The following is a 19,136-nucleotide window of genomic DNA, read 5'->3' as shown; positions in this document are numbered from 1 at the left end:
GCGCCCCGCGCAGAAAAGCGACCATCGTTCGGTGACTCGTACAGGGCGAGCGCCGAACGACCGCGCAGGGGCGTGGTCGGTTCCGAGTCAGGGGATCCATGAGCACCACTCCGTCGACCGTCGCACGTGCGCGCCGACTCCCACGTTTCGCCGGCGCCGTCATGGCGCTGGCCCTCGCGGCGGGGGCGCTCGTCGCCACCGCCGAACCCGCCGCGGCGTCCGCAGTGTGGGTCGGGTCGGTCCCGGCCGGCACGAAGCTCCTGCCCGGTGACCAGGTGACCTCGCAGAACGGCCAGTTCCGGCTCATCATGCAGGGTGACGGGAACCTGGTCGAGTACGGCATCGGGAACCGCGTGCTGTGGGCCTCGAACACCGCAGGTTCCTCGAACGTCTACGCCGTCGTGGGGCGGGACCGCGCACTCGACATCATGCGCAACGGCAAGCGCGTGGCGCGCTGGGCCTCGGCCGGCCGAGCGAACTCGACTGCGCTGGCCGTGCGTGCGGACGGCACCATGGCGCTGCTCGCCGGCACCTCCGTCGTCGTGAAGTGGAACACCTTCCAAGACCGGATCGCCTCCGGTGGTGCCCTGCTGAGCGGCACCGTCCTGCGCTCCGACGCGACCACCAACCGCACGCTCGAGATGCGCGCGGACGGCAACCTGGTGCAGCGGGTGAACGGTGCAGTGGTCTGGCACACGAAGACGGGTGGCCACCCCGGAGCCTGGGCCGAGCTGCAGAAGAACGGCAACTTCGTGATCTGGTCGAAGGACCCGGCGCGCAAGGTCGCACTGTGGACCACGAAGACGACCACCGCGGGCTCGAGCAACCTGCTCCTGCAGGTCGACGGCAACCTCGTGATCTACGGGGCGAAGGACACCCGCGTGTGGTCGAGCCGCCCCGTGACCGGGCTCGCCTGGCCGGTGAAGGGCACGAAGATCACCGGCAGGTACGGCGACGACCGCGGCGCCGGACACGTCCCGCGCTACCACCAGGGCACCGATGCCCCGGTCCCGGTCGGCACCCCCGTGTACGGCGCGGGAACCGGAACGGTCACGAAGACCGTGGCGAACGACGCCTCGTACGGCAACTACATCGTCGTGACCTACGGCATGACCACGGTGCTCACCGCCCACCTCAGCAAGATCGGGGTGAAGAAGGGCCAGATCGTGAAGCTCGGCACCGAGATCGGGAAGTCCGGCAACACCGGGCAGTCCACCGGGCCGCACGTGCACGTCGAGATGCGGCGCAACGGCACGCTCGTCGACCCGTTGAAGAACATGCACTTCCGCTGATCCGGGGCCGCTGGCGTCGCTCCACTTCGTGAGCAGAAATGGTCGGGTCGCCTTCGGGCACCCGACCATTTCTGCTCACGAAGTGCGGGCACCCCGCACCCGACGAGCGCTCGCTCGAGGAAGTGGAACATCACATGACAGACTGTCCCGATGGGTGTGGAAGAGGTCGGCCGCAAACCGCGGGCTGCTGTGTACATCGACGGCTTCAATCTCTACCGCCGCGCCCTGGAACACCGGCCGGATTGCCGGTGGCTGGACGTCCGCAAGCTGAGCGAGACGCTCCTCCCGGATTTCGAGGTCGTCCTCGTGCGGTACTTCACTGCGCGCGTGCGTTTCGTCGAAGGGGAAGATCCGGCGGCGCCCTCCAGGCAGAGCGCTTACCTGCGCGCCCTCGCGACACTCCCCGCGGTCACCACGCACTTCGGCACGTTCCGTTCCGATCGGCGATGGATGGCGAAGAGTCCGCTCGAACTGGACGACGACGGTTCCCCGCGCACTGTGCGGGTCCGGAAGATCGAGGAGAAGGGGTCGGACGTGAGTCTGGCTGCGCACTTGGTCTGCGATGCGATGGACGGGTTGGTCGACGCGGCCTTCGTCCTGTCGAACGACTCCGACTTCGTCGACGCACTGCGAATCGTCCGCGAAAGGGGTGGCGTCGAGATCGGGCTCATGTGCCCGAGCCCTTCCCCTGCGCGGAGTCTCCTCGCACTGGAGCCCGACCATGTACGTCACGTTCGGGCGGCCGTCATGCGCGACTCGCAGCTGCCCGACAGGATCGCGGACGTTCACGGTGTCATCACGCGACCGAAGAGTTGGCGTGCCAGAAGTACAGAAGCCCCGCCAGAGGCGGGGCTTCGCGCCCGGTAGTCGAGACATCCGGGGGTGTACGGCCAATGTACTGCGTATCACCACGGGGTGCAACCGGGCTGCGCAGGACCTGCTCCCCGCCACGAAACGAGGACCCATGACCACGACGTTCACATCGCACGCGCATCGAGAGGGGAGGTGGTGGGTCGTCCAGAACGATCAGGTGCCAGGAGCGATCTCGCAGGTCAGTCGAATCGAGCTGGCCGCCGGAGCGCAGCGGGAAGCGATCGCCTTCGTCGCCGAGGCCGTCGTCGACGATGTCGCGGTGGTGATCCGGATGGAGCGACCTTCGTGAGCAGGAATGGTCGGGTCGCCTTCGGGCACCCGACCATTCCTGCTCACGAAGTGCGGGCAGGACGGCGCGGATACCCTTGACCGGATGACATCGCGCGGCGGGACCGGGGCCGGCAACGCGGCCGACGCGGAGGCCGTGCTCGTCGCCTTCGCGCGCTCCAGCGGGGACGTCGCGGCGGCGCGCCGGGTCGCACGGCGGTTCGAGGGCCTCGACGACGGCGAGCGCTCGGCGCTGCTCTGGAGCGACGACGACGGCGCGAAGCTCATCGCCGTGCTGCTCCTGGTGCAGGCGATGCGCGAGCGCCCCGATCCGGAGCTGACCGACGAGTACCTGTCGGCAGCGAAGGCCGAGCGCTTCGACGACCCGGCGCTGGTCGACCTGGCAGCCGAAGAGCTCGTCGGTGCGCCGCTCGTGGGTGGCTCGACTGGCCCGCTGTTCGCGCTCGTGAAGTCCGACGTGGCGATGGTGCGCCGGATCGCGGTCGTGGCGACGCTGGCGTTCGCGAAGCAGGGCGACGCCGAGGTGCCACTCGGGATCGCTGGACGCCTGGTGCGGGAGCGGAGCGACACCGTGCAGTCGGCGCTGGGGTGGGTCCTGCGCGAGACGGGCAAGCGCGCGTCGGAGCCGGCGCTCGTGGCGTTCCTCGAGAAGAGCGGACGGTTCCTGGCGCCTGCGGCGCGCCACACGGCGACCGAGCACCTGCCGCCGGCGGATCGCGACCGCCTGCGGGGTTGAGGACGAACGACGCTGGCAACCAACTGTGCAGTCGGCTCTACCGACCATGTGGTCGGTTAGGGTCTCCGGGTGACCGAAACCACCCCGAGCACCAGCACCGCCCCGATCCACCGCGCCTCCGTCCGTGAATGGGCGTCCCTCGGTGTCCTCACCCTGGCCGTGGTGCTGCTCGCGATCGACGGCACCGTGCTGGCCCTCGCGGTCCCGTCGCTGACCGCGGACCTCGACCCGACCGCGACGCAGGTGCTCTGGATCGGCGACGTCTACTCGTTCGCGCTCGCTGGGCTGCTCGTGACGATGGGCAACGTCGCCGACCGGATCGGCCGGAAGCGCCTGCTGCTCGTCGGCGCGGTCGCGTTCGGCCTGGCCTCGGCCGCCGCAGCGTTCGCGCAGACGCCCGAGCTCCTCATCGCCGCGCGGGCACTGCTCGGCATCGCCGGAGCGACCCTGATGCCGTCGACCCTGTCGCTGGTGCGCACGATCTTCCGCGACGCCCGGCAGCGCACCACCGCGATCGCCGTGTGGTCGGCGGGTGCGACGGGTGGTGCCGCCGCCGGACCGCTCGTCGGCGGTGCGCTGCTCGAGCACTTCTGGTGGGGCTCGGTCTTCCTCATCAACATCCCCGTCATCGTCGTGATCGTCATCGCCGGCGCGATCCTGCTGCCCGAGTCGAAGGGCGGCGCGCGCACCCCGATCGACCTGCTGTCCGCCGTCCTCTCGGTGCTGGCGATCGTGCCGCTCGTGTACGCCGTGAAGCACGTCGCCGGGCACGGGTTCGACTGGACGGTGCCCCTGACGGCGCTCATCGGCATCGGCGCCGGCTGGTGGTTCGTCCGCCGCCAGAAGCGCCTCGCGACGCCGCTCATCGACCTGCAGCTGTTCCGGATCCCGGCGTTCTCGGGCGCCGTCGTCGCGAACTCGCTGTCGGTCTTCGCACTGAGCGGTCTGCTGTTCTTCTTCTCGCAGTACCTGCAGCTGGTCCGTGGGTTCACGCCGCTGCTCGCCGGAGCGGCCGAGCTGCCGGCGACCCTGGCCTCGATCGCGGTGATCGCGATCATCGGGCTGCTGTCCCGGCGGGTCGGACCCGGCCGGTCGATCGGCCTCGGCCTGGCGGTCGCCGCCGTGGGCATGGCCGGCCTCGCGTTCGCCGAGGGGCTGCCGACGTACTGGGGCATCGCGATCGCGCTCGCCGTGGTCGGCCTGGGCGTCGGGGTGTCGATGACCCTGGCCACCGACGCCGTCGTCGCCGCGGCACCTCGGGAGCGTGCCGGTGCGGCCTCGGCCATCTCGGAGACCGGGTACGAACTGGGCGTCGCGCTCGGCATCGCGGTGCTGGGCTCGCTGCAGACCGCGTTCTACCGGTCGAACCTCGACGTGACGAGCGGTGCGGTCAGCGGCGGTGTCGGCGACCGGATCCGTGAGTCCCTGGCGTCGGCGTCCCAGGTCCTGCAGGACGGCGACCCGATCCTCGAACACGCTCGGCACGCCTTCACCGGCGGCATGCAGCTCGCCTCGATCTGCGCGGCCGTGGCGCTCGCTGTCGCCGCCGCAGTCGCACTCCGGGTGATCCCGAACCGGCAGGATGAACCGCATGAGCACTGAAGGTCGTCATGAGCACTGACGGCACCCGCGATCGTGAGCGCACCCGCCAGGCGGTCCTCGAGGCCGCCGAGCGGCTGCTCGCCGAGCGCGGCACCCGGGTGAGCGTCGCCGAGATCGCGGCGGACGCCGGCGTCTCCAAGAGCGGCCTGCTCCACCACTTCCCGTCGAAGGACGAGCTGCTCCTCGCCGTCGCCGCGCACGGTCTCGCGACGTTCAAGGACGAGGTGCTGCGGCACGTCGACCTGGCCGAGAACCGCCCCGGCAAGGTCCTCCGCGCCTACGTGCGGACCCTGTGCGGCGGCAGCCAACGCGCCATGGAGGTCTTCTCGCCGACCGCGCACTGGACCGGTCTGATGGCAGTGCCGGGGGTCGAGGCGGTCGTCGCCGCGGACGCCGAGGACTGGCGCGCGGTGTTCGCGCGCGACGGCCTGCCCGAGGACCGCACGTTGGTCGTCCGGCACGCGGCCGAGGGGCTCGCAGCAGCTGTCGCCATGCCGCCGTACCTGGACGCACGCGAGCTGGCGGTCACCCGTGACGCGCTGCTCGCCCTGGCAGAACCCGCCTGACGACCCCTGCCAGGAGGCCCGGTGCCGGCCCGCCCCGCCGGTCACCAGGGCAGGCGGCCGGCCCGACCCCCGTGGTTCAGTCGGTGTCGCCTGGCTCGGCGAAGAAGGTGGTCAGGGTGACCACGACACCGTCGCGGACCTCGATCACGTCGATGCCGCGCACCGCCGGGGCACCGACCGGGCCGAAGCCCCACGCCAGGGCCCCGTGCGTCGCGGACACGTAGCGGCGGCCCTCCTCGACGAACTGGAACGCGCCGGGCACCCGGTCGAGCAGCTCGGCGGCCTTCTGGTCGAGGGCATCCCAGCCGACGGCGGTGCCCTCGGGATCGGTGAAGGCGACGGCGGGGGAGTACGTCCGCTCGATCGCGGCTCGGCGGGAAGTGGCGTCTCGGTTCCCGAAGACGTCGTGGAGGTTCGCGGTCAGCAGCTCGGACACGGTGGCCATGCCCGGAGCCTAACCTGGGGCCATGCACACTGAAGTGCCCCGGATCGACGCCGCAGTCGTGGAACGACTCGTCGCGACGCAGTTCCCCGAGTGGAACGGCCTGCCCGTGCGCGAGGTCGACCACCAGGGCTGGGACAACCGCACGTACCGACTCGGCGACGCGCTGTCCGTCCGGCTGCCGAGTGCCGCCGGCTACGTGCCCGCGGTCGAGAAGGAGCAGGACGTCCTGCCGTACCTGGCACGCCGGTTGGACGTCGCGGTCCCCGAGCCGGTCGGTCTGGGCGAACCGGGCGAGGGGTACCCGTTCCCGTGGTCGGTCCGGCGGTGGCTCGACGGGACGGTGGCCGCGCGTGCGGTCGACCTCGACCACGAGCGCTTCGCCGCCGACGTCGGCGCGGTGCTCCGGCAGCTCCGGAGCCTCCCCGCCACCGGGGGCCCGACCGCCGGCGTGCACTCGTTCCACCGTGGCGAGCACCCCTCGGTGTACGGAGCCGAGGTCGTCGCGGCGCTCGACACCCTGGGCGCGCAGGTCGACCGTGCCGCGTGCGAACGCATCTGGGACGACGCGGTCGCCTCGACCTGGGACCGTCCGGGGGTCTGGTTCCACGGGGACGTGGCGCCGGGCAACCTGCTCGTGGACGACGCGGGACGCCTCGCCGCCCTGATCGACTTCGGCACGTGCGGGGTCGGCGACCCGGCCTGCGACCTCGTGCTCGCGTGGACGTTCCTCGAGCCGGCGGCGCGCCCGGTGTTCCACGAGGCCGTGGGGCTCGACGCCGCTGCGTGGGCCCGGGCGCGTGGCTGGGCGCTGTGGAAGGCGCTCATCATGCTCGCGGGCAGTGCCGGTCCGGGCGACCGCGTGGAGCACGAGCGCGTGCTCGCCACGGTGCTCGCGGATCCGGTCGTCTGACCGGGCGGCGGAGCCCCGAACCCAGGCGGGGCTGTGAACGCACCACGGGGCGGGCGCGTACCGAGGAGGGAGAAGCGAGCCGCGCCTCCCGGCCGGCCCGAAGCGACCACGAGAGGAACGCGACGTGCGCGCACTGACCTGGCAGGGCACCGAGAAGGTGTCCGTCGAGACCGTCCCCGACCCGACCATCCAGGAACCGACCGACGCGATCGTGCGGATCACGTCCACGGCGATCTGTGGCTCCGACCTGCACCTGTACCGGGTCCTCGGCCCGTACATCGACAAGGGCGACGTCCTCGGCCACGAGCCCATGGGCATCGTGGAGGAGGTCGGCAGCGCCGTCACGAACCTCAAGGTCGGCGACCGGGTCGTCGTCCCCTTCAACATCTCGTGCGGTCACTGCTGGATGTGCACGAATGGCCTGCAGTCGCAGTGCGAGACCACCCAGGTCACCGAGTACGGCTCGGGAGCGGCGCTCTTCGGCTACACGAAGATGTACGGCCAGGTCCCCGGCGGCCAGGCCGAGTACCTCCGGGTCCCGCACGCGGACTACGGGCCCATCGTGATCCCGGACGACGGCACGCCCGACGACCGGTGGCTGTTCCTCAGCGACATCCTGCCCACCGCGTGGCAGGCCGTGCAGTACGCGAACGTGCCCGATGGCGGCACGCTCGCGGTGCTCGGACTCGGCCCCGTCGGCCAGTTCGCCGCCCGCATCGGCAAGCACCTGGGCTACCGCGTGCTCGCCGTCGACCCCGAACAGGTCCGCCGCGACCTCGGCGCGAAGCACGGCGCCGAGGTGTTCGACCTGTCGAAGGACACCGTGCCGGAGCTCGTCGACCTGACCGACGGCCGCGGCCCCGACGGAGTCGTCGACGCCGTCGGCATGGAGGCGCACGGCAACCCCGTCGCCGGCTTCGCGCAGCGAGCGGCCGGGTTGCTGCCCGACGCACTGGCGCAGAAGGCGATCGAGGTCGCCGGCATAGACCGGCTCGCAGCCGTGCACGCCGCGATCGACCTGGTCCGCCGCGGTGGCACCGTCTCCCTGAGCGGCGTCTACGGCGGCATGGCCGACCCGATGCCGATGATGACGCTCTTCGACAAGCAGATCACCATCCGCGAGGGACAGTGCAACGTGAAGCACTGGATCGACGACATCATGCCGCTCGTGCAGGACCCGTCGGACCCGCTCGGGACGCTCGACCTGACCACCCACCGGGTGTCGCTCGAGGACGCCCCGCACATGTACGAGGTGTTCCAGAAGAAGCAGGACGGTTGCGTGAAGGTCGTGCTCGACCCTGCCCTGGCCGCCGCCTGATGCGGATCGTCGTCGTCGGCGGGACCGGCAACGTCGGGACGGCGGTGCTCCGTCGGCTCGCGGAGGCGCGGGTCGCCGCGCGGGCGGACGGGGCTTCGCCCGGTGCCTCCGACGGCGACGGGCGCGGCGGCAGCGTCGAGATCGTCGGGGTCGCGCGGCGGCTGCCGGACGTGCACGCGGAGCCGTACGGTTCCGCCGTCTGGCACGCCGTCGACGTCGGCGCGTCCGACGCGGTCGGCCAGCTCACTGCGATCTTCACCGGCGCCGACGCGGTGATCCACCTGGCCTGGGCACTGCAGCCGACGCACGACATCCCGCTGCAGTACCGGACGAACGTCACCGGCACCGCGAACGTGCTGTCGGCCGTCGCTCGAGCAGGGGTCCCGCAGGTCGTCGTCGCCTCGTCGGTCGGGACCTACCGGGGCGTCGACGCCGCGGGCAAGCGCACCCCGGTCGACGAGAGCTGGCCGACCGACGGCATCCCCACCGCGACGTACTCGATCCACAAGGCCGAGAACGAAGCGGCGATGGACGCGTTCGAGGCAGACCATCCGTCCGTGGTCGTCACACGGCTGCGCCCGGGGTTGATCTTCCAGCGGGACGCCGCCGCCGAGATCCGCGGGCTGTTCCTCGGACACCTCGTGCCGATGTCGATCGTGCGCTGGATCCGGTGGCTCGTGCTGCCCCTGCCGTACCCGTTCGTGTTCCAGGCGGTGCACGCCGACGACGTCGCGGACGCGTACTGGCGGACCGTCGACCAGCGGGCCGGCGGAGCGTTCAACATCGCTGCGTCGCCCGTGCTCAACCCGCCGCGGTTGGCAAGAGCCTTCGGCATGCTCGGTGCCGTGCGGATCCCGCTCGGACTGCTGCGAGGGATCGTGACGCTGACGTGGCGGCTGCGGTTGCAGCCGACGGATGCCGGCTGGATCGACATCGCGGCCGGCGTGCCGATCATGCGGACCGACCGTGCCCGGTCGGTGCTCGGATGGGAGGCCCGGCACACCTCCGAAGACGCGTTGCGTGCGCTCGTGGCCGGGTTCGCGGACGGTGCGCACGTGGCCGCGTCGGATCCGCTGCGGGGGTAGCTGGCTGGGCGGGGCTGGGCGGGGGCTGCCGGGGCGTAGTGGGTGCTTTCGGGCGTACCGGGTCGGAAGTTTCGGCCAGGTACGCCCGATTCCGCTTCCCATCGCGGGTGTTCTGGGAAGGAACGGGCGCTCGGGTCGCGCTACGCTTCGCTCGTCGTTGTGAGAAGGGGGAGCGCGATGGTGCTCAGTTGGTCGGCGTTCAGTGAACTCGAGGGACCGGGCGGCTCGGGGATGCCCGACCTGTTCGGCGGTTGGTTCGGCATCGCGTTCGGAGTCGTCGCAGCCCTGACGATCCTCACCACCCTGACGATCGTCGTCCTGACGCTCTATCGGGGCAAGCGGATGGCCGACCGCGGTCAGAACCCGCTCACCATGCAGGAGGACATCGCGTACCAGGCGATGCAGAGCCGGACGCTCGCGCCCGAGAAGCCGCTCGAACAGCGGCTCGCCGAACTCGACGACCTGCACGCTCGCGGTGTGATCTCCGACGAGGAGCACCGGGCGGCGCGAGCCGAGGCCCTGCGCGGATGATCGCCTCCGAGGAGCTGCACAACCCGCTCATCCCGCCGCTGTACGACATCGTGTGGAGCGTGGCGATGGGGCTCATCGTGGTCGCCGTCGTCGTCACCGTGTGGATCGCGGTCGTCCGGTGCCGTCGCTCGAATGGTGCGCCCCGGACACTCCGCGAGCAGCGGTTGGCGGAACTCGACGACCTGCACGCTCGCGGTGTGATCTCCGACGAGGAGCACCGGGCGGCCCGAGCCGAGGCCCTGCGCGGATAGCCTGGGGCGGTGCTGCTGCCGACGGACCTGCTGGGGGAGTGGGTGCTCCGCCGGACCCTGGACGACCGGCGTGCCGGCGTGCAGGGCATCGTCACCGGCACCACGACGCTGACCGCGGTCGGCGCGGACGAGGTGCGCTGGGACGAAGCGGGCGTGATGACCTTCGACGGCCGGGCCACCCCGGTGTCCCGGACGCTGACCGTCCGGCGCGACGATGACCACGCGTGGACCGTGCACTTCGCCGACGGCCGGGTGTTCCACGACTGGGTGTGGGGCACGAGCGTCGCCCACGCCTGTGCTCCGGACGACTACACCGGGGCACTGGACGGCGACGAGCAGCGGTGGACCGTGCGCTGGGAAGCCCGGGGCCCGGCGAAGGACTACCGGCTCGACAGCGTGCTGGAGCGTCACCGGCACGCGCCAGACTGAGTCCATGGCACGTTCCTCCGGCACCGAAGCCCCGCGCATCACCCTGACCGAGCCCGTCGACCTGCAGGACTGGGTCCCCGGACCCGGCGACGTCCTGACCGGCGACCGCATCGAGGGGAAGCGCATCGGCGTGCTCGACCTGGCCGGTGAGCGGCTGCCCGACCTCGAGATCGAGGAGTGCGTCATCGACACGCTCCGGGGCGACGGCGCCGACTTCCGTGGCCTGCGGGTGCACGACTCGATCATCGACACGCTCGACGCCCCCGTGCTGCGGGCGTCGAGCAGTTCGTGGCGCGAGGTCCGGGTGTCCGGCGGTCGCATCGGCTCGGGTGAGCTGTACGACTCCGGGTTGAACGGCGTCGAGTTCGTCGGGATGAAGTTCGGGTTCGTGAACCTGCGCGGGTCGACGCTCACCGACGTGGTGTTCCGCGACTGCGTCATCGACGAGCTCGACATCGCGGACGCGAAGCTGCTCCGGGTGTCGTTCGAGGGCAGCAGCATCCGCGACGCCGAGGGCTCCAACACCCGGATCGACCACGTGGACCTGCGGGGTGCGGACCTCGACCGGGTCGAGCGCCTCGAGGGGTTCCGCGGTGCGACGATCGGCGCCGACCAGCTGTACACGCTCGCCCCGCTGCTGGCGGCGCAGGCGGGCTACCGCGTCGACTGACGGCTGCCCCGAGTCTCGGGCCGGCTGCCCCGAGTCTCGGGGTGGACGACACTCCTCGCGGCTCCGAGCGCGAGGACTGTCGCTCAGGCCGAGACTCGCCCAGAGCCCGCCGCCGCGGCCAGCGCCGCCGCGAGGTCGGCCTGCACGAGGTCGCCGTGGGCGGCCGCTCCCGCCTGGACCCCGGCGGCAGCGGACGCGATGACCGTCGCCATCGGAGCGGCCACGTTGCCGGCCGCGTACACACCGCGCACCGAGGTCTGCCCGGCCGGGTCCACCGTCAGCGCACTCGCGTACCGGAAGTCGCCCATGAACTGGTCGGTCGCGACCAGGCCGAGCCCGGACAGGAAGTCCACGCGCGCCTCAGCGGTGCTCGCCGCGGCCAGGGCGTCGAGTTCGACGACCTCGCCGGAGCCGAGCGTGACCCCGGTCAGCGTGCCCTCTGACGACAGGACCTGCGTGACCGTGTCGTCCACGACCTCCATCCCGCGGGCCCGCAAACCGGCCAGGGCGGTGTCGTCGACGAGTGCCGGATCGGTGACGAACGCCGTCACGTGCTCGCTCAACGCCCGGAACATCAGCGCGTGGTGCACGCCGTTCGGTGTCGTCACGAGCACGCCGATGCGCTGGTCGCGGATCTCCCACCCGTGGCAGAACGGGCAGTGCACGACCCCGCGCCCCCACTGCTCGGCCAGGCCCGGTACCTGCGGCAGGACGTCCACGGCGCCGGAGGCGACGACGAGCCTGCGGGCGGTGACGACCGTGCCGGAGTCCAGTGTGACCGAGAAGCCGACCGGGTCGGTGCCGTCGCCCGTCGTCGCGGACGCGGCCACGATCCTCCCGGCCGTCACCTCGACTCCGTAGGCGGCAACCTCGTCGCGACCGATCGCGGACAGCTCGGCGGGGGCGATGCCCTCGCGCCCGAGGTAGTTGTGGGCGCCGGCCGACGGCGCGTTGCGGGGTTCGCCCGCGTCGACGACGAGGACGGAGCGGCGGGAGCGCCCGAGGACGAGGGCGGCGGAGAGGCCGGCGGCTGCTCCGCCGATGACGATGACGTCGTAGTGATCACGCATGCAAGGAGCATGTGGCCGATGGGTCGCGGACAGCAAGAAACCTTGCTGATGTGGCAACCTGGGCAGCATGTCCCACGGCCCGCAGGAACCAGTCGCCCCCCGCACGACCGCGCAGGTCGTCGACGGGGTGGGGCCGCGGTTGCGCGCGCTCCGTGCCCACCGGGACGTCACGCTCGCCGCCCTGTCGGAGAAGACCGGGGTGTCGGTGAGTACGCTCTCGCGGCTCGAGTCGGGGCAGCGCAAGCCGACGCTCGAGCTGCTGCTCCCACTGGCGCGGGCGTACCAGGTGCCGCTCGACGACCTGGTCGGAGCACCCCAGACCGGCGACCCCCGGGTGCACATGAAGCCCGAGGTGCACGGCGGCCGGGTCGTCGTGCCGTTGACGAAGCGCACCGGCGGCGTGCGGTCGTTCAAGCAGCTGTTCCCGCCGAACACACCGGGCGGCGAACCATCGCTCAAGACGCACGAGGGGTACGAGTGGCTCTACGTCCTGTCCGGCCGCCTGCGCCTGGTGCTCGGTGAGCACGACCTCGACCTCGGGCCGGGTGAGGTCGCCGAGTTCGACACCCACACCCCGCACTGGATGGGCAACGTCACCGACTCGGTCACCGAGGTGCTGTGCCTGTACGGGCCCCAGGGGGAGCGAGCGCACGTGCGGTCGCGACCGACGCGCTGACCCGCTGGCCCGCTGGCCCGCTCGGTCTACGACGTGAAGACGTGGTCCATGACGTCGTCGAGGAGTCCCGAGGTCTCGATGTTCGACTGCTGGATGTGGATGCCGATGTCACCACGCGTGAAGTAGGTGTCGCCGTCGGTCACGGGGTACTGCTCGTTCTTCGACACCTTCTGGCACTGGTAGCCCTCCGCCTCGTTGCCGCAGTCGTAGCCGTCGTCCGGCAGCTTCTGCAGCGCTGCGCTCGCGGTTGCCGAGTCCACGACGTCGACCGCGATCGACAGGTACGAGATGTCGGCCTGCGGTTCCCGCCACACGCAGTACAGACGCTTGCCGTCGGCCTGCAGGACGGGGGTGAAGGCGCTCTTCGGGATCGCGACCGGGTCGCCGACGACCGATGGGTCGTTCAGCGGAGCGGAGGCGAACGCGTCGTCCCACTTGCCGGGGGTGATGAGATCGGTGCAGCTCGCCGGCACCGTGCCGCCGTCGTAGTCGACCCCGGGGACCTGCGTGATCGTCGATGTGGGCTCCGGAGTACTGCTCGGGCTGGCGCTCGGTGTGCCGGTGCTCTCCGCCGTCGTCGCGGACGGCGTACCCGGTCCCGCTGGAGCGCTCTGGGCGCAACCCGACAGGGCGAGTCCGATCGCCAGTGCTGCCGTCAGCGTCGCCGTGATCCCGGATGTCGTCGTGCGCGCTGATCGCCGCATCGTTCCCCCTCGTTCGTCGTGCGGACGTGCCCGCACAACCGAACGTAGGCGGACGTGCTGACGGCGTCCGCAAGCGTCACCGTTCCGTGATCCCGTCAGCGCGTGCGCCACCCGCACCGCACCCGCAGCCCCACGCGCACCCGCCGCGCCCACCGACGCACCGGGTTCGCCCGCCGGCCGTTCACGCGGAACGTGTGGAAGGCGCGTCGCGTCCGCAACAGTGCGGACGGGAGGCCCGACAACGGTCGCGCGGACACCTGCACCGTGAGCACGGGGTCGGCCACCACCCGCCAGGCCGGGTCGAGCTGCATGCTCAGGTCGACGTCGTCGTGCACCTCGGGGTCCTCGCGGTGCGCTCGGCTGCGGACCGCGTCCCAGGTCCACCGCCGCATCGCCATCGCGGAACCGAACAGCGGTGGGCGGCCGAGCGCGGCCCACATGAGCGCGAAGTACGGCCGCATGTAGACGGCGTCCCACAGCCGGCCGATCAGCGGTCCGCCGTCGTGCGGACACCCGGGCCCGGTCACCGCGACGACCGACGGATCGGCCAACAGCCGCACCGCGTCGGCGATCCACCCCGGCGGCGGGACGGAGTCGGCGTCGAGTCGGACGAGGACGTCTCCGGACGCCCGGTCGTAGCCGCGCGCCGAGGCTCGGGCGATGCCACGGATGCGTTCGGTGAGCACGATCGCCCCCGCTGCCTGGGCGACCTCGGCACTGTCGTCCCGGCTGCCGTTGTCGACCACGACGACCTCGTCGGCGAGCAGTGTCTGCACCGCGAGGGCGTCGAGGCAGCGTCGCAGGTGCGCAGCGTCGTCGCGCACGGGGATGACGACGGAGACGCGGACCATCCTCCGATCCAACCGGAGGTCCGCTGTGCGACCACGCGGTAGCGTTCCGGGCATGGACCGGACCGACGAACTCGCCGTGGAGCTCCGGCACGCGATCGGTCGCGTCGTGCGCGCTGCGAAGCGGGAGGCGGACTCGTTGCCCACCGCCCACGCGACGACCCTCGGGTTCCTCGAGCGCGAGGGGCCGATGCCGATCGCCGAGCTGGCACGTCGCCGGGCGGTGAAGCACCAGGGGCAGTCGCGCACGGTGGGGGAGCTCGCCGACCTCGGGTACGTCGAGCGGACGACGTCGGACACCGACCGCCGCGTGTCGGTCATCCGCATCTCCGACACCGGCAGCGAGGTCCTCCGCCGGGACATGACGGCGCGGGCCGACTGGTTGGCGACGGCGATCCGCGAGGAACTCGACGACGAGGAACGTGCGGCCCTCGAACGTCTGCCCGGCATCTTCGAACGGTTGGCCCGGCGCGCCGACTGAGTGCTCCCTCACCCGGATCGGCCACCAGAAGTACAACACAGTTGTAGTGTTGTCGTCATGGAGCTGACGAAGTACACCCACGCCACCGTCGTCCTCGAGCAGGACGGCACCACCCTCGTCATCGACCCGGGTGTGTTCACGCCCGAGGCCGCCGACCTCGTCCGCGCAGCCGCCGGCGTCCTGATCACCCACGAGCACCCCGACCACTTCGACGTCGAGGCCGTCCGCGCCGGGCTCGCCGCGAACGACGCTCTCGTGGTGCGGGCGCCCGGTGCGGTCGTGGAACAGCTCGGCGACCACGGCGGTCGCGTGACCGCAGTGCACGCCGGTGACGCGTTCGAGATCGGCCCGTTCTCGGTGCAGGCCTTCGGCGAGCAGCACGCCGTCATCCACCGCGACATCCCGACGATCGCGAACGTCGGGTACCTGGTGAACGACACGGTGTTCCACCCGGGTGACGCGTACCTCGAGCCGGGTGTCCCCGTGCAGACGCTGCTCCTGCCGACCAGCGGTCCGTGGACGAGCACCGCCGCCGCGGTCGACTACGTCCGATCGGTGGCGCCGGAGCGTGCCGTGCAGATCCACGAGGCGATGCTGAGCGAACTCGGCCAGCAGTCCACCGCGCGGTTCCTCGGCTCGGACGGTCTCGGACCGGTGCCGGTCCTGATCCTGCCCGCGGGGGAATCGATCACCGTCTGACGGACGCGACCGTGCTCCTGGGAGGCGATCCGCGCCTCCCGGGCAGCATGGAGGGATGTCCGACGCTCCCTCGACCGCAGTCCTCTTCGACATCGACGGCACGCTCGTCGACTCGAACTACGCCCACATCGACGCCTGGTGGCGAGCTGCCCGCGCAGCGGGCGAGTCCGTGGACGCCTGGCGGATCCACCGCGCGATCGGCATGGACTCCGCGAAGCTGCTCGAGACGCTGCTGCCGGACGCCTCCGGCGAGACGCGCGACACCGTCAAGCAGTTCAACACCGCCTACTTCGCCGAGCACATGCCCCAGCTGCGGCTGCTGCCGGGCGCCCGTGAGCTGCTCCGTGCGGTCGCCGAGGCCGGGCACGCCGTCGTCCTGGCGACGAGTGCGCCGGAGCACGAACTGACGCGGCTGCGCGAACTGCTCGACGCCGAGGAGTGGCTCACCGCGGTGACGAGTTCCGAGGACGTCGAACAGGCGAAGCCGGACCCCGGGATCATCCAGGTGGCGCTCGACCGGGCCGGTGTGCGTGCCGATGCTGCCGTGATGGTCGGCGACGCGATGTGGGACGTCGAATCGGCCGGACGCGTCGGCGTGACCTGCGTCGCGGTGATGACCGGCGGCATCGGCGGCGACGAACTCCGCGGAGCCGGCGCCGCCGAGGTCCACGACGACGCTGCTGCCGTGCTCGCCGCGCTGCGGTCCGGGGACGGCGCGATCGCCGCGCTGGGTGGGCGCGCGTGAGCGTGCACCGCCGCTGGCATCCGTGACAGGATCGTCGACCGTGATCACGATCGAACGCGTGTCCTGGGACGACCCCCGATCCGTTGTGCTCCGCGCCCGCATGGACGACGAGATGCACGAACGCTACGGTTCGTCGAACGGCGACGAGGACCCGGCGATCACGGCCGAGCGGAGCCGCGCGCTGTCCGTCGATCCGTCGACCGTCGTCGCCTCGGTCCTGGCGCTCGACGAGTCCGGTGACGCCGTCGGGCACATCGCGATCCGCCGTCTCGGCGACGAGGTCGAGCTGAAGCGACTGATCGTGCTGACGTCGGCTCGCGGCAAGGGCGCCGCCACCGCACTGCTCGACGAGTGCGAGCGCATCGGCCGCGAGCTCGGCGCACCCCGGCTGATCCTGCAGACCGGTGACAAGCAGCCCGACGCGGTCGCCCTGTACGAGAAGACCGGGTGGAGCCCGATCCCGGTCTACGCGCCGTACGTGGCGACGATGCCGTGGTCGTTCTGCTTCGAGAAGGCGCTCTGAGGCTTCCCGCCCGTATTGCACTCTCAGGGAGATAGTGCAATTCTTGCTCGGTGAGCACCACCGAACGCACCCGCGCACTGCGCCGACGCATGATCGTCGAAGCGCGTCGGGCGACCGTCGAGCACGGGTTGAGCGGTTTCACGATCGAGCAGCTCTGCGAGACCGTCGGGGTGTCACGGCGCACGTTCTTCAACCACTTCGCGTCGAAGGACGACGCCGTGCTCGGCATCGAGCTGCACGCCGACGTCGAGGCGATCGACCGGTACGCCGAGGGCGGGATCGTCCCCGGCGGACTCGACCCGCTCGACTCGATCGTCGCGCTGGCGATCGACCAGTTCCACCGTGTCGGCATCGATCGTGCGGACGAGGTCCTGGTGCGCCGGGTCTTCGAGCGGGAGCCGGCGCTCGTCGCGCGCTTCCTGTCGGCGACCGACGTGCAGCTCGCCCGGATCACGGACGCCGTGCGGCTGCGGTTCGGATGGGACGATCCCGCCGACCGCCGTGCGCGCCTCGTCACCGAGGCTGCCGCGGGGCTGCTCAAGGTGACGGCGGAGACCTACTTCGACGACGCCTTCGACGAAGCCACCGGCCCGCCGTTCGACGAGCTGCTCACCCAGAACCTCCGCCTGATGAGGGCGGCCATCACCACCGGACAGGACTCCACACCATGAGCGCAACCGCGCCGGGCACCACCAAGCGTGCCCGCCCCGGCACCGACGGGCCGCTGCTGCTGACGCAGCGCCGGATCTGGATCATCTTCTCCGCGCTCATCGCGGGGATGCTGCTCTCCAGCCTCGACCAAACCATCGTCTCGACGGCGATGCCCACCATCGTCGGCGAACTCGGCGGCGTCGCGCACCAGGCTTGGCTGACGACCGGGTACCTGCTCGCCTCGACCATCGTGATGCCCGTCTACGGCAAGTTCGGTGACGTCCTGGGCCGCCGCAACCTGTTCCTCATCGCGATCGCCCTGTTCACCATCGCGTCGGCCGGGTGCGCCTTCGCCGGCGACTTCACGCAGCTCGTCGTGTTCCGCGCCATGCAGGGGCTCGGCGGCGGCGGTCTGATGATCCTGTCGCAGGCGATCATCGCCGACATCGTGCCCGCTTCGCAGCGCGGCAAGTACCTCGGCCCGCTCGGTGCGATCTTCGGCCTGTCCGCGATCGGCGGCCCGCTCCTCGGTGGCTTCTTCGTCGACCACCTCACCTGGAACTGGGCGTTCTACATCAACATCCCGGTCGGCATCGCGGCGTTCTTCGTGGCGTGGTTCGCGCTGACCCTGCCGAACAAGAAGGCGACGAAGCGCATCGACGTGCTCGGCGTGCTCTTCATGTCCGCCGCGACCACGTGCCTGGTGTTCTTCTCGGAGTTCGGCGGCAGCAAGGACCACGGCTGGGACGCCCCCGAGACCTGGGCGTGGTTCGCCGGGCTCGTCGTCTCCGCCGCGCTCCTCGTGCTCGTCGAGTCGCGTGCGCAGGACCCGGTCCTGCCGCTGTCGTTCTTCAAGAACCGCACCTTCCTGCTCGCGACCGGCATCGGCCTGGTGCTCGGCATCGGCATGTTCGCGGCGATCGGCTTCGTCCCGACGTTCCTGCAGATGGCGTCCGGCACCTCGGCCGCGGTGTCGGGTCTGCTGATGCTGCCGATGATGGTCGGCCTGATCGGCACCTCGATCGCGTCCGGCAACCTGATCACCAAGACCGGCCGCTACCGGATGTTCCCGATCATCGGCACGGTCCTGGTCGCCATCGCCATGCTCGCGATGACCCAGCTCGCCGCGGCCACCCCGATCTGGCTGATCTGCGCGTACCTGTTCGTCTTCGGCGCTGGGCTCGGACTGATCATGCAGGTGGTCGTCCTGGTCGCGCAGAACGCCGTGCCGGCCGAGCAGGTGGGCACCGCGACCTCGACGAACAACTACTTCCGCGAGGTCGGCGCCTCCCTCGGGACCGCCGTGTTCGGTGCCCTGTTCACGGCCCGGCTCACGACGTCGCTCACCGACGTGTTCACCGGTGCCGGCGGCTCGGCGACCGATGCGGCGTCGTCGGCGGGCAGCATCGACCCCGCGACCGTGGCGAAGCTGCCCGAGGCGGTGCAGGACGGCATCGTGAACGCGTACGCCGACTCGCTGGCGCCCGTGTTCTGGTACCTGCTGCCCTTCATCGCGGTGGCGTTCCTGCTCGCCCTGTTCCTGCCGCAGATCACGCTCTCCGACACGGCCGGCATGGTCGCCCGTGGCGAGGCCGTCGGTGGCGACGAGGCCGACGAGCTCGAGCGTGCGCAGCGCGCGGGCCGGGCGGAGTCCGTGTCGTCGGCGTCCGTGTCGTCGGGTGGTGAGACGCCGGCGTCCCGCCGGGACACCTCCGACTGAGCGAGACGCCGCCGGATCAGGCG

The 19,136-nt window shown here is 71.2% G+C and carries 24 protein-coding genes; 20 read left to right on the top strand and 4 right to left on the bottom strand.

Features of this window, described 5'->3' with window-relative positions; all coding sequences use genetic code 11:
* The first annotated feature begins 98 nt into the window (after positions 1-98).
* The 6 genes from ITJ69_RS21040 to ITJ69_RS17120 all read left to right on the top strand — a co-directional run bounded on the left by ITJ69_RS21040 (position 99) and on the right by ITJ69_RS17120 (position 5,357).
* Positions 99-1,292, top strand: coding sequence for a peptidoglycan DD-metalloendopeptidase family protein (locus ITJ69_RS21040; protein ID WP_194673432.1), 1,194 nt, complete (start codon positions 99-101; stop codon positions 1,290-1,292).
* A 150-nt stretch (positions 1,293-1,442) separates the two neighbouring features.
* Positions 1,443-2,159, top strand: coding sequence for an NYN domain-containing protein (locus ITJ69_RS17140; RefSeq protein ID WP_131844825.1), 717 nt, complete (start codon positions 1,443-1,445; stop codon positions 2,157-2,159).
* Between the two features lie 97 nt (positions 2,160-2,256).
* A complete protein-coding gene (locus tag ITJ69_RS17135; protein ID WP_131844824.1) occupies positions 2,257-2,454 on the top strand; it encodes a hypothetical protein in 198 nt (65 codons plus the stop codon).
* A gap of 84 nt (positions 2,455-2,538) precedes the next feature.
* The gene (locus tag ITJ69_RS17130) at positions 2,539-3,189 is read left to right on the top strand and encodes a DNA alkylation repair protein (protein WP_194673431.1); all 651 of its coding nucleotides are present in this window, start codon (positions 2,539-2,541) and stop codon (positions 3,187-3,189) included.
* Between the two features lie 69 nt (positions 3,190-3,258).
* Positions 3,259-4,791 (top strand): MFS transporter, encoded by a 1,533-nt coding sequence (locus tag ITJ69_RS17125; RefSeq protein ID WP_323743141.1) that lies wholly within the window; start codon positions 3,259-3,261, stop codon positions 4,789-4,791.
* Positions 4,792-4,799: 8 nt separating this feature from the next.
* Complete coding sequence (locus ITJ69_RS17120) at positions 4,800-5,357, top strand: TetR/AcrR family transcriptional regulator (RefSeq protein ID WP_123294868.1); 558 nt, start codon at positions 4,800-4,802, stop codon at positions 5,355-5,357.
* Positions 5,358-5,433: 76 nt separating this feature from the next.
* Here ITJ69_RS17120 and ITJ69_RS17115 read toward each other — a convergent pair whose 3' ends face one another.
* Positions 5,434-5,802, bottom strand: coding sequence for a nuclear transport factor 2 family protein (locus tag ITJ69_RS17115; RefSeq protein WP_194673430.1), 369 nt, complete (start codon positions 5,800-5,802; stop codon positions 5,434-5,436).
* Between the two features lie 22 nt (positions 5,803-5,824).
* On the opposite strand from ITJ69_RS17115, the gene ITJ69_RS17110 reads away from it, so the two are divergent.
* The 7 genes from ITJ69_RS17110 (at position 5,825) to ITJ69_RS17080 (ending at position 10,996) form a co-directional block, all read left to right on the top strand.
* Positions 5,825-6,712 (top strand): aminoglycoside phosphotransferase family protein, encoded by an 888-nt coding sequence (locus ITJ69_RS17110; RefSeq protein ID WP_194673429.1) that lies wholly within the window; start codon positions 5,825-5,827, stop codon positions 6,710-6,712.
* Positions 6,713-6,836: 124 nt separating this feature from the next.
* Positions 6,837-8,030: a zinc-dependent alcohol dehydrogenase gene (locus ITJ69_RS17105; RefSeq protein ID WP_194673428.1), complete on the top strand. Its 1,194-nt coding sequence runs from the start codon at positions 6,837-6,839 to the stop codon at positions 8,028-8,030.
* The gene (locus ITJ69_RS17100; protein WP_194673427.1) at positions 8,030-9,115 is read left to right on the top strand and encodes an NAD-dependent epimerase/dehydratase family protein; all 1,086 of its coding nucleotides are present in this window, start codon (positions 8,030-8,032) and stop codon (positions 9,113-9,115) included. The genes ITJ69_RS17105 and ITJ69_RS17100 overlap by 1 nt, the downstream gene beginning before the upstream one ends.
* A 177-nt stretch (positions 9,116-9,292) precedes the next feature.
* Positions 9,293-9,646, top strand: coding sequence for an SHOCT domain-containing protein (locus ITJ69_RS17095; RefSeq protein ID WP_131844819.1), 354 nt, complete (start codon positions 9,293-9,295; stop codon positions 9,644-9,646).
* Complete coding sequence (locus tag ITJ69_RS17090) at positions 9,643-9,897, top strand: SHOCT domain-containing protein (protein ID WP_194673426.1); 255 nt, start codon at positions 9,643-9,645, stop codon at positions 9,895-9,897. The genes ITJ69_RS17095 and ITJ69_RS17090 overlap by 4 nt, the downstream gene beginning before the upstream one ends.
* 9 nt (positions 9,898-9,906) lie before the next feature.
* The gene (locus ITJ69_RS17085; protein WP_194673425.1) at positions 9,907-10,326 is read left to right on the top strand and encodes a DUF6314 family protein; all 420 of its coding nucleotides are present in this window, start codon (positions 9,907-9,909) and stop codon (positions 10,324-10,326) included.
* Between the two features lie 4 nt (positions 10,327-10,330).
* Positions 10,331-10,996, top strand: coding sequence for a pentapeptide repeat-containing protein (locus ITJ69_RS17080; RefSeq protein WP_123937311.1), 666 nt, complete (start codon positions 10,331-10,333; stop codon positions 10,994-10,996).
* Between the two features lie 83 nt (positions 10,997-11,079).
* Here ITJ69_RS17080 and ITJ69_RS17075 read toward each other — a convergent pair whose 3' ends face one another.
* Positions 11,080-12,066, bottom strand: coding sequence for an NAD(P)/FAD-dependent oxidoreductase (locus ITJ69_RS17075; protein ID WP_194673424.1), 987 nt, complete (start codon positions 12,064-12,066; stop codon positions 11,080-11,082).
* Between the two features lie 67 nt (positions 12,067-12,133).
* Between ITJ69_RS17075 and ITJ69_RS17070 the strand changes: the two genes are divergently transcribed.
* A complete protein-coding gene (locus tag ITJ69_RS17070; RefSeq protein WP_194673423.1) occupies positions 12,134-12,742 on the top strand; it encodes a helix-turn-helix domain-containing protein in 609 nt (202 codons plus the stop codon).
* Between the two features lie 26 nt (positions 12,743-12,768).
* On the opposite strand, the gene ITJ69_RS17065 is transcribed toward ITJ69_RS17070, so the two are convergent.
* Both ITJ69_RS17065 and ITJ69_RS17060 read right to left on the bottom strand, forming a co-directional pair.
* The gene (locus ITJ69_RS17065; protein WP_194673422.1) at positions 12,769-13,446 is read right to left on the bottom strand and encodes a hypothetical protein; all 678 of its coding nucleotides are present in this window, start codon (positions 13,444-13,446) and stop codon (positions 12,769-12,771) included.
* A gap of 95 nt (positions 13,447-13,541) precedes the next feature.
* Positions 13,542-14,297 carry a glycosyltransferase family 2 protein gene (locus ITJ69_RS17060; protein WP_194673421.1) on the bottom strand — a complete coding sequence of 252 codons (756 nt, stop codon included), beginning with the start codon at positions 14,295-14,297 and terminating at the stop codon, positions 13,542-13,544.
* A gap of 52 nt (positions 14,298-14,349) precedes the next feature.
* Here ITJ69_RS17060 and ITJ69_RS17055 point away from each other — a divergent pair, with 52 nt between their 5' ends.
* Genes ITJ69_RS17055 through ITJ69_RS17030 form a run of 6 tightly spaced genes read left to right on the top strand, consistent with a single transcriptional unit; the run spans position 14,350 to position 19,113 of the window.
* On the top strand, positions 14,350-14,775 hold the full coding sequence (locus ITJ69_RS17055) for a MarR family winged helix-turn-helix transcriptional regulator (RefSeq protein ID WP_123339094.1): 426 nt from the start codon (positions 14,350-14,352) through the stop codon (positions 14,773-14,775).
* A 57-nt stretch (positions 14,776-14,832) separates the two neighbouring features.
* Positions 14,833-15,474, top strand: a complete 642-nt coding sequence (locus tag ITJ69_RS17050; protein ID WP_194673420.1) for an MBL fold metallo-hydrolase — start codon at positions 14,833-14,835, stop codon at positions 15,472-15,474.
* A gap of 55 nt (positions 15,475-15,529) precedes the next feature.
* Complete coding sequence (locus tag ITJ69_RS17045) at positions 15,530-16,219, top strand: HAD family hydrolase (RefSeq protein WP_194673419.1); 690 nt, start codon at positions 15,530-15,532, stop codon at positions 16,217-16,219.
* A 40-nt stretch (positions 16,220-16,259) separates the two neighbouring features.
* Positions 16,260-16,742, top strand: coding sequence for a GNAT family N-acetyltransferase (locus ITJ69_RS17040; RefSeq protein ID WP_323743140.1), 483 nt, complete (start codon positions 16,260-16,262; stop codon positions 16,740-16,742).
* 50 nt (positions 16,743-16,792) lie between these two features.
* On the top strand, positions 16,793-17,413 hold the full coding sequence (locus ITJ69_RS17035; protein WP_323743139.1) for a TetR/AcrR family transcriptional regulator: 621 nt from the start codon (positions 16,793-16,795) through the stop codon (positions 17,411-17,413).
* Complete coding sequence (locus tag ITJ69_RS17030; protein WP_194673418.1) at positions 17,410-19,113, top strand: MDR family MFS transporter; 1,704 nt, start codon at positions 17,410-17,412, stop codon at positions 19,111-19,113. Before ITJ69_RS17035 ends, ITJ69_RS17030 begins: the two co-directional genes overlap by 4 nt.
* Positions 19,114-19,136: the final 23 nt, after the last annotated feature.

This window comes from Curtobacterium sp. VKM Ac-2887 (genome assembly GCF_015350935.1).
Lineage (GTDB): Bacteria > Actinomycetota > Actinomycetes > Actinomycetales > Microbacteriaceae > Curtobacterium.
This window is presented reverse-complemented; position numbering and strand designations above follow the sequence as displayed.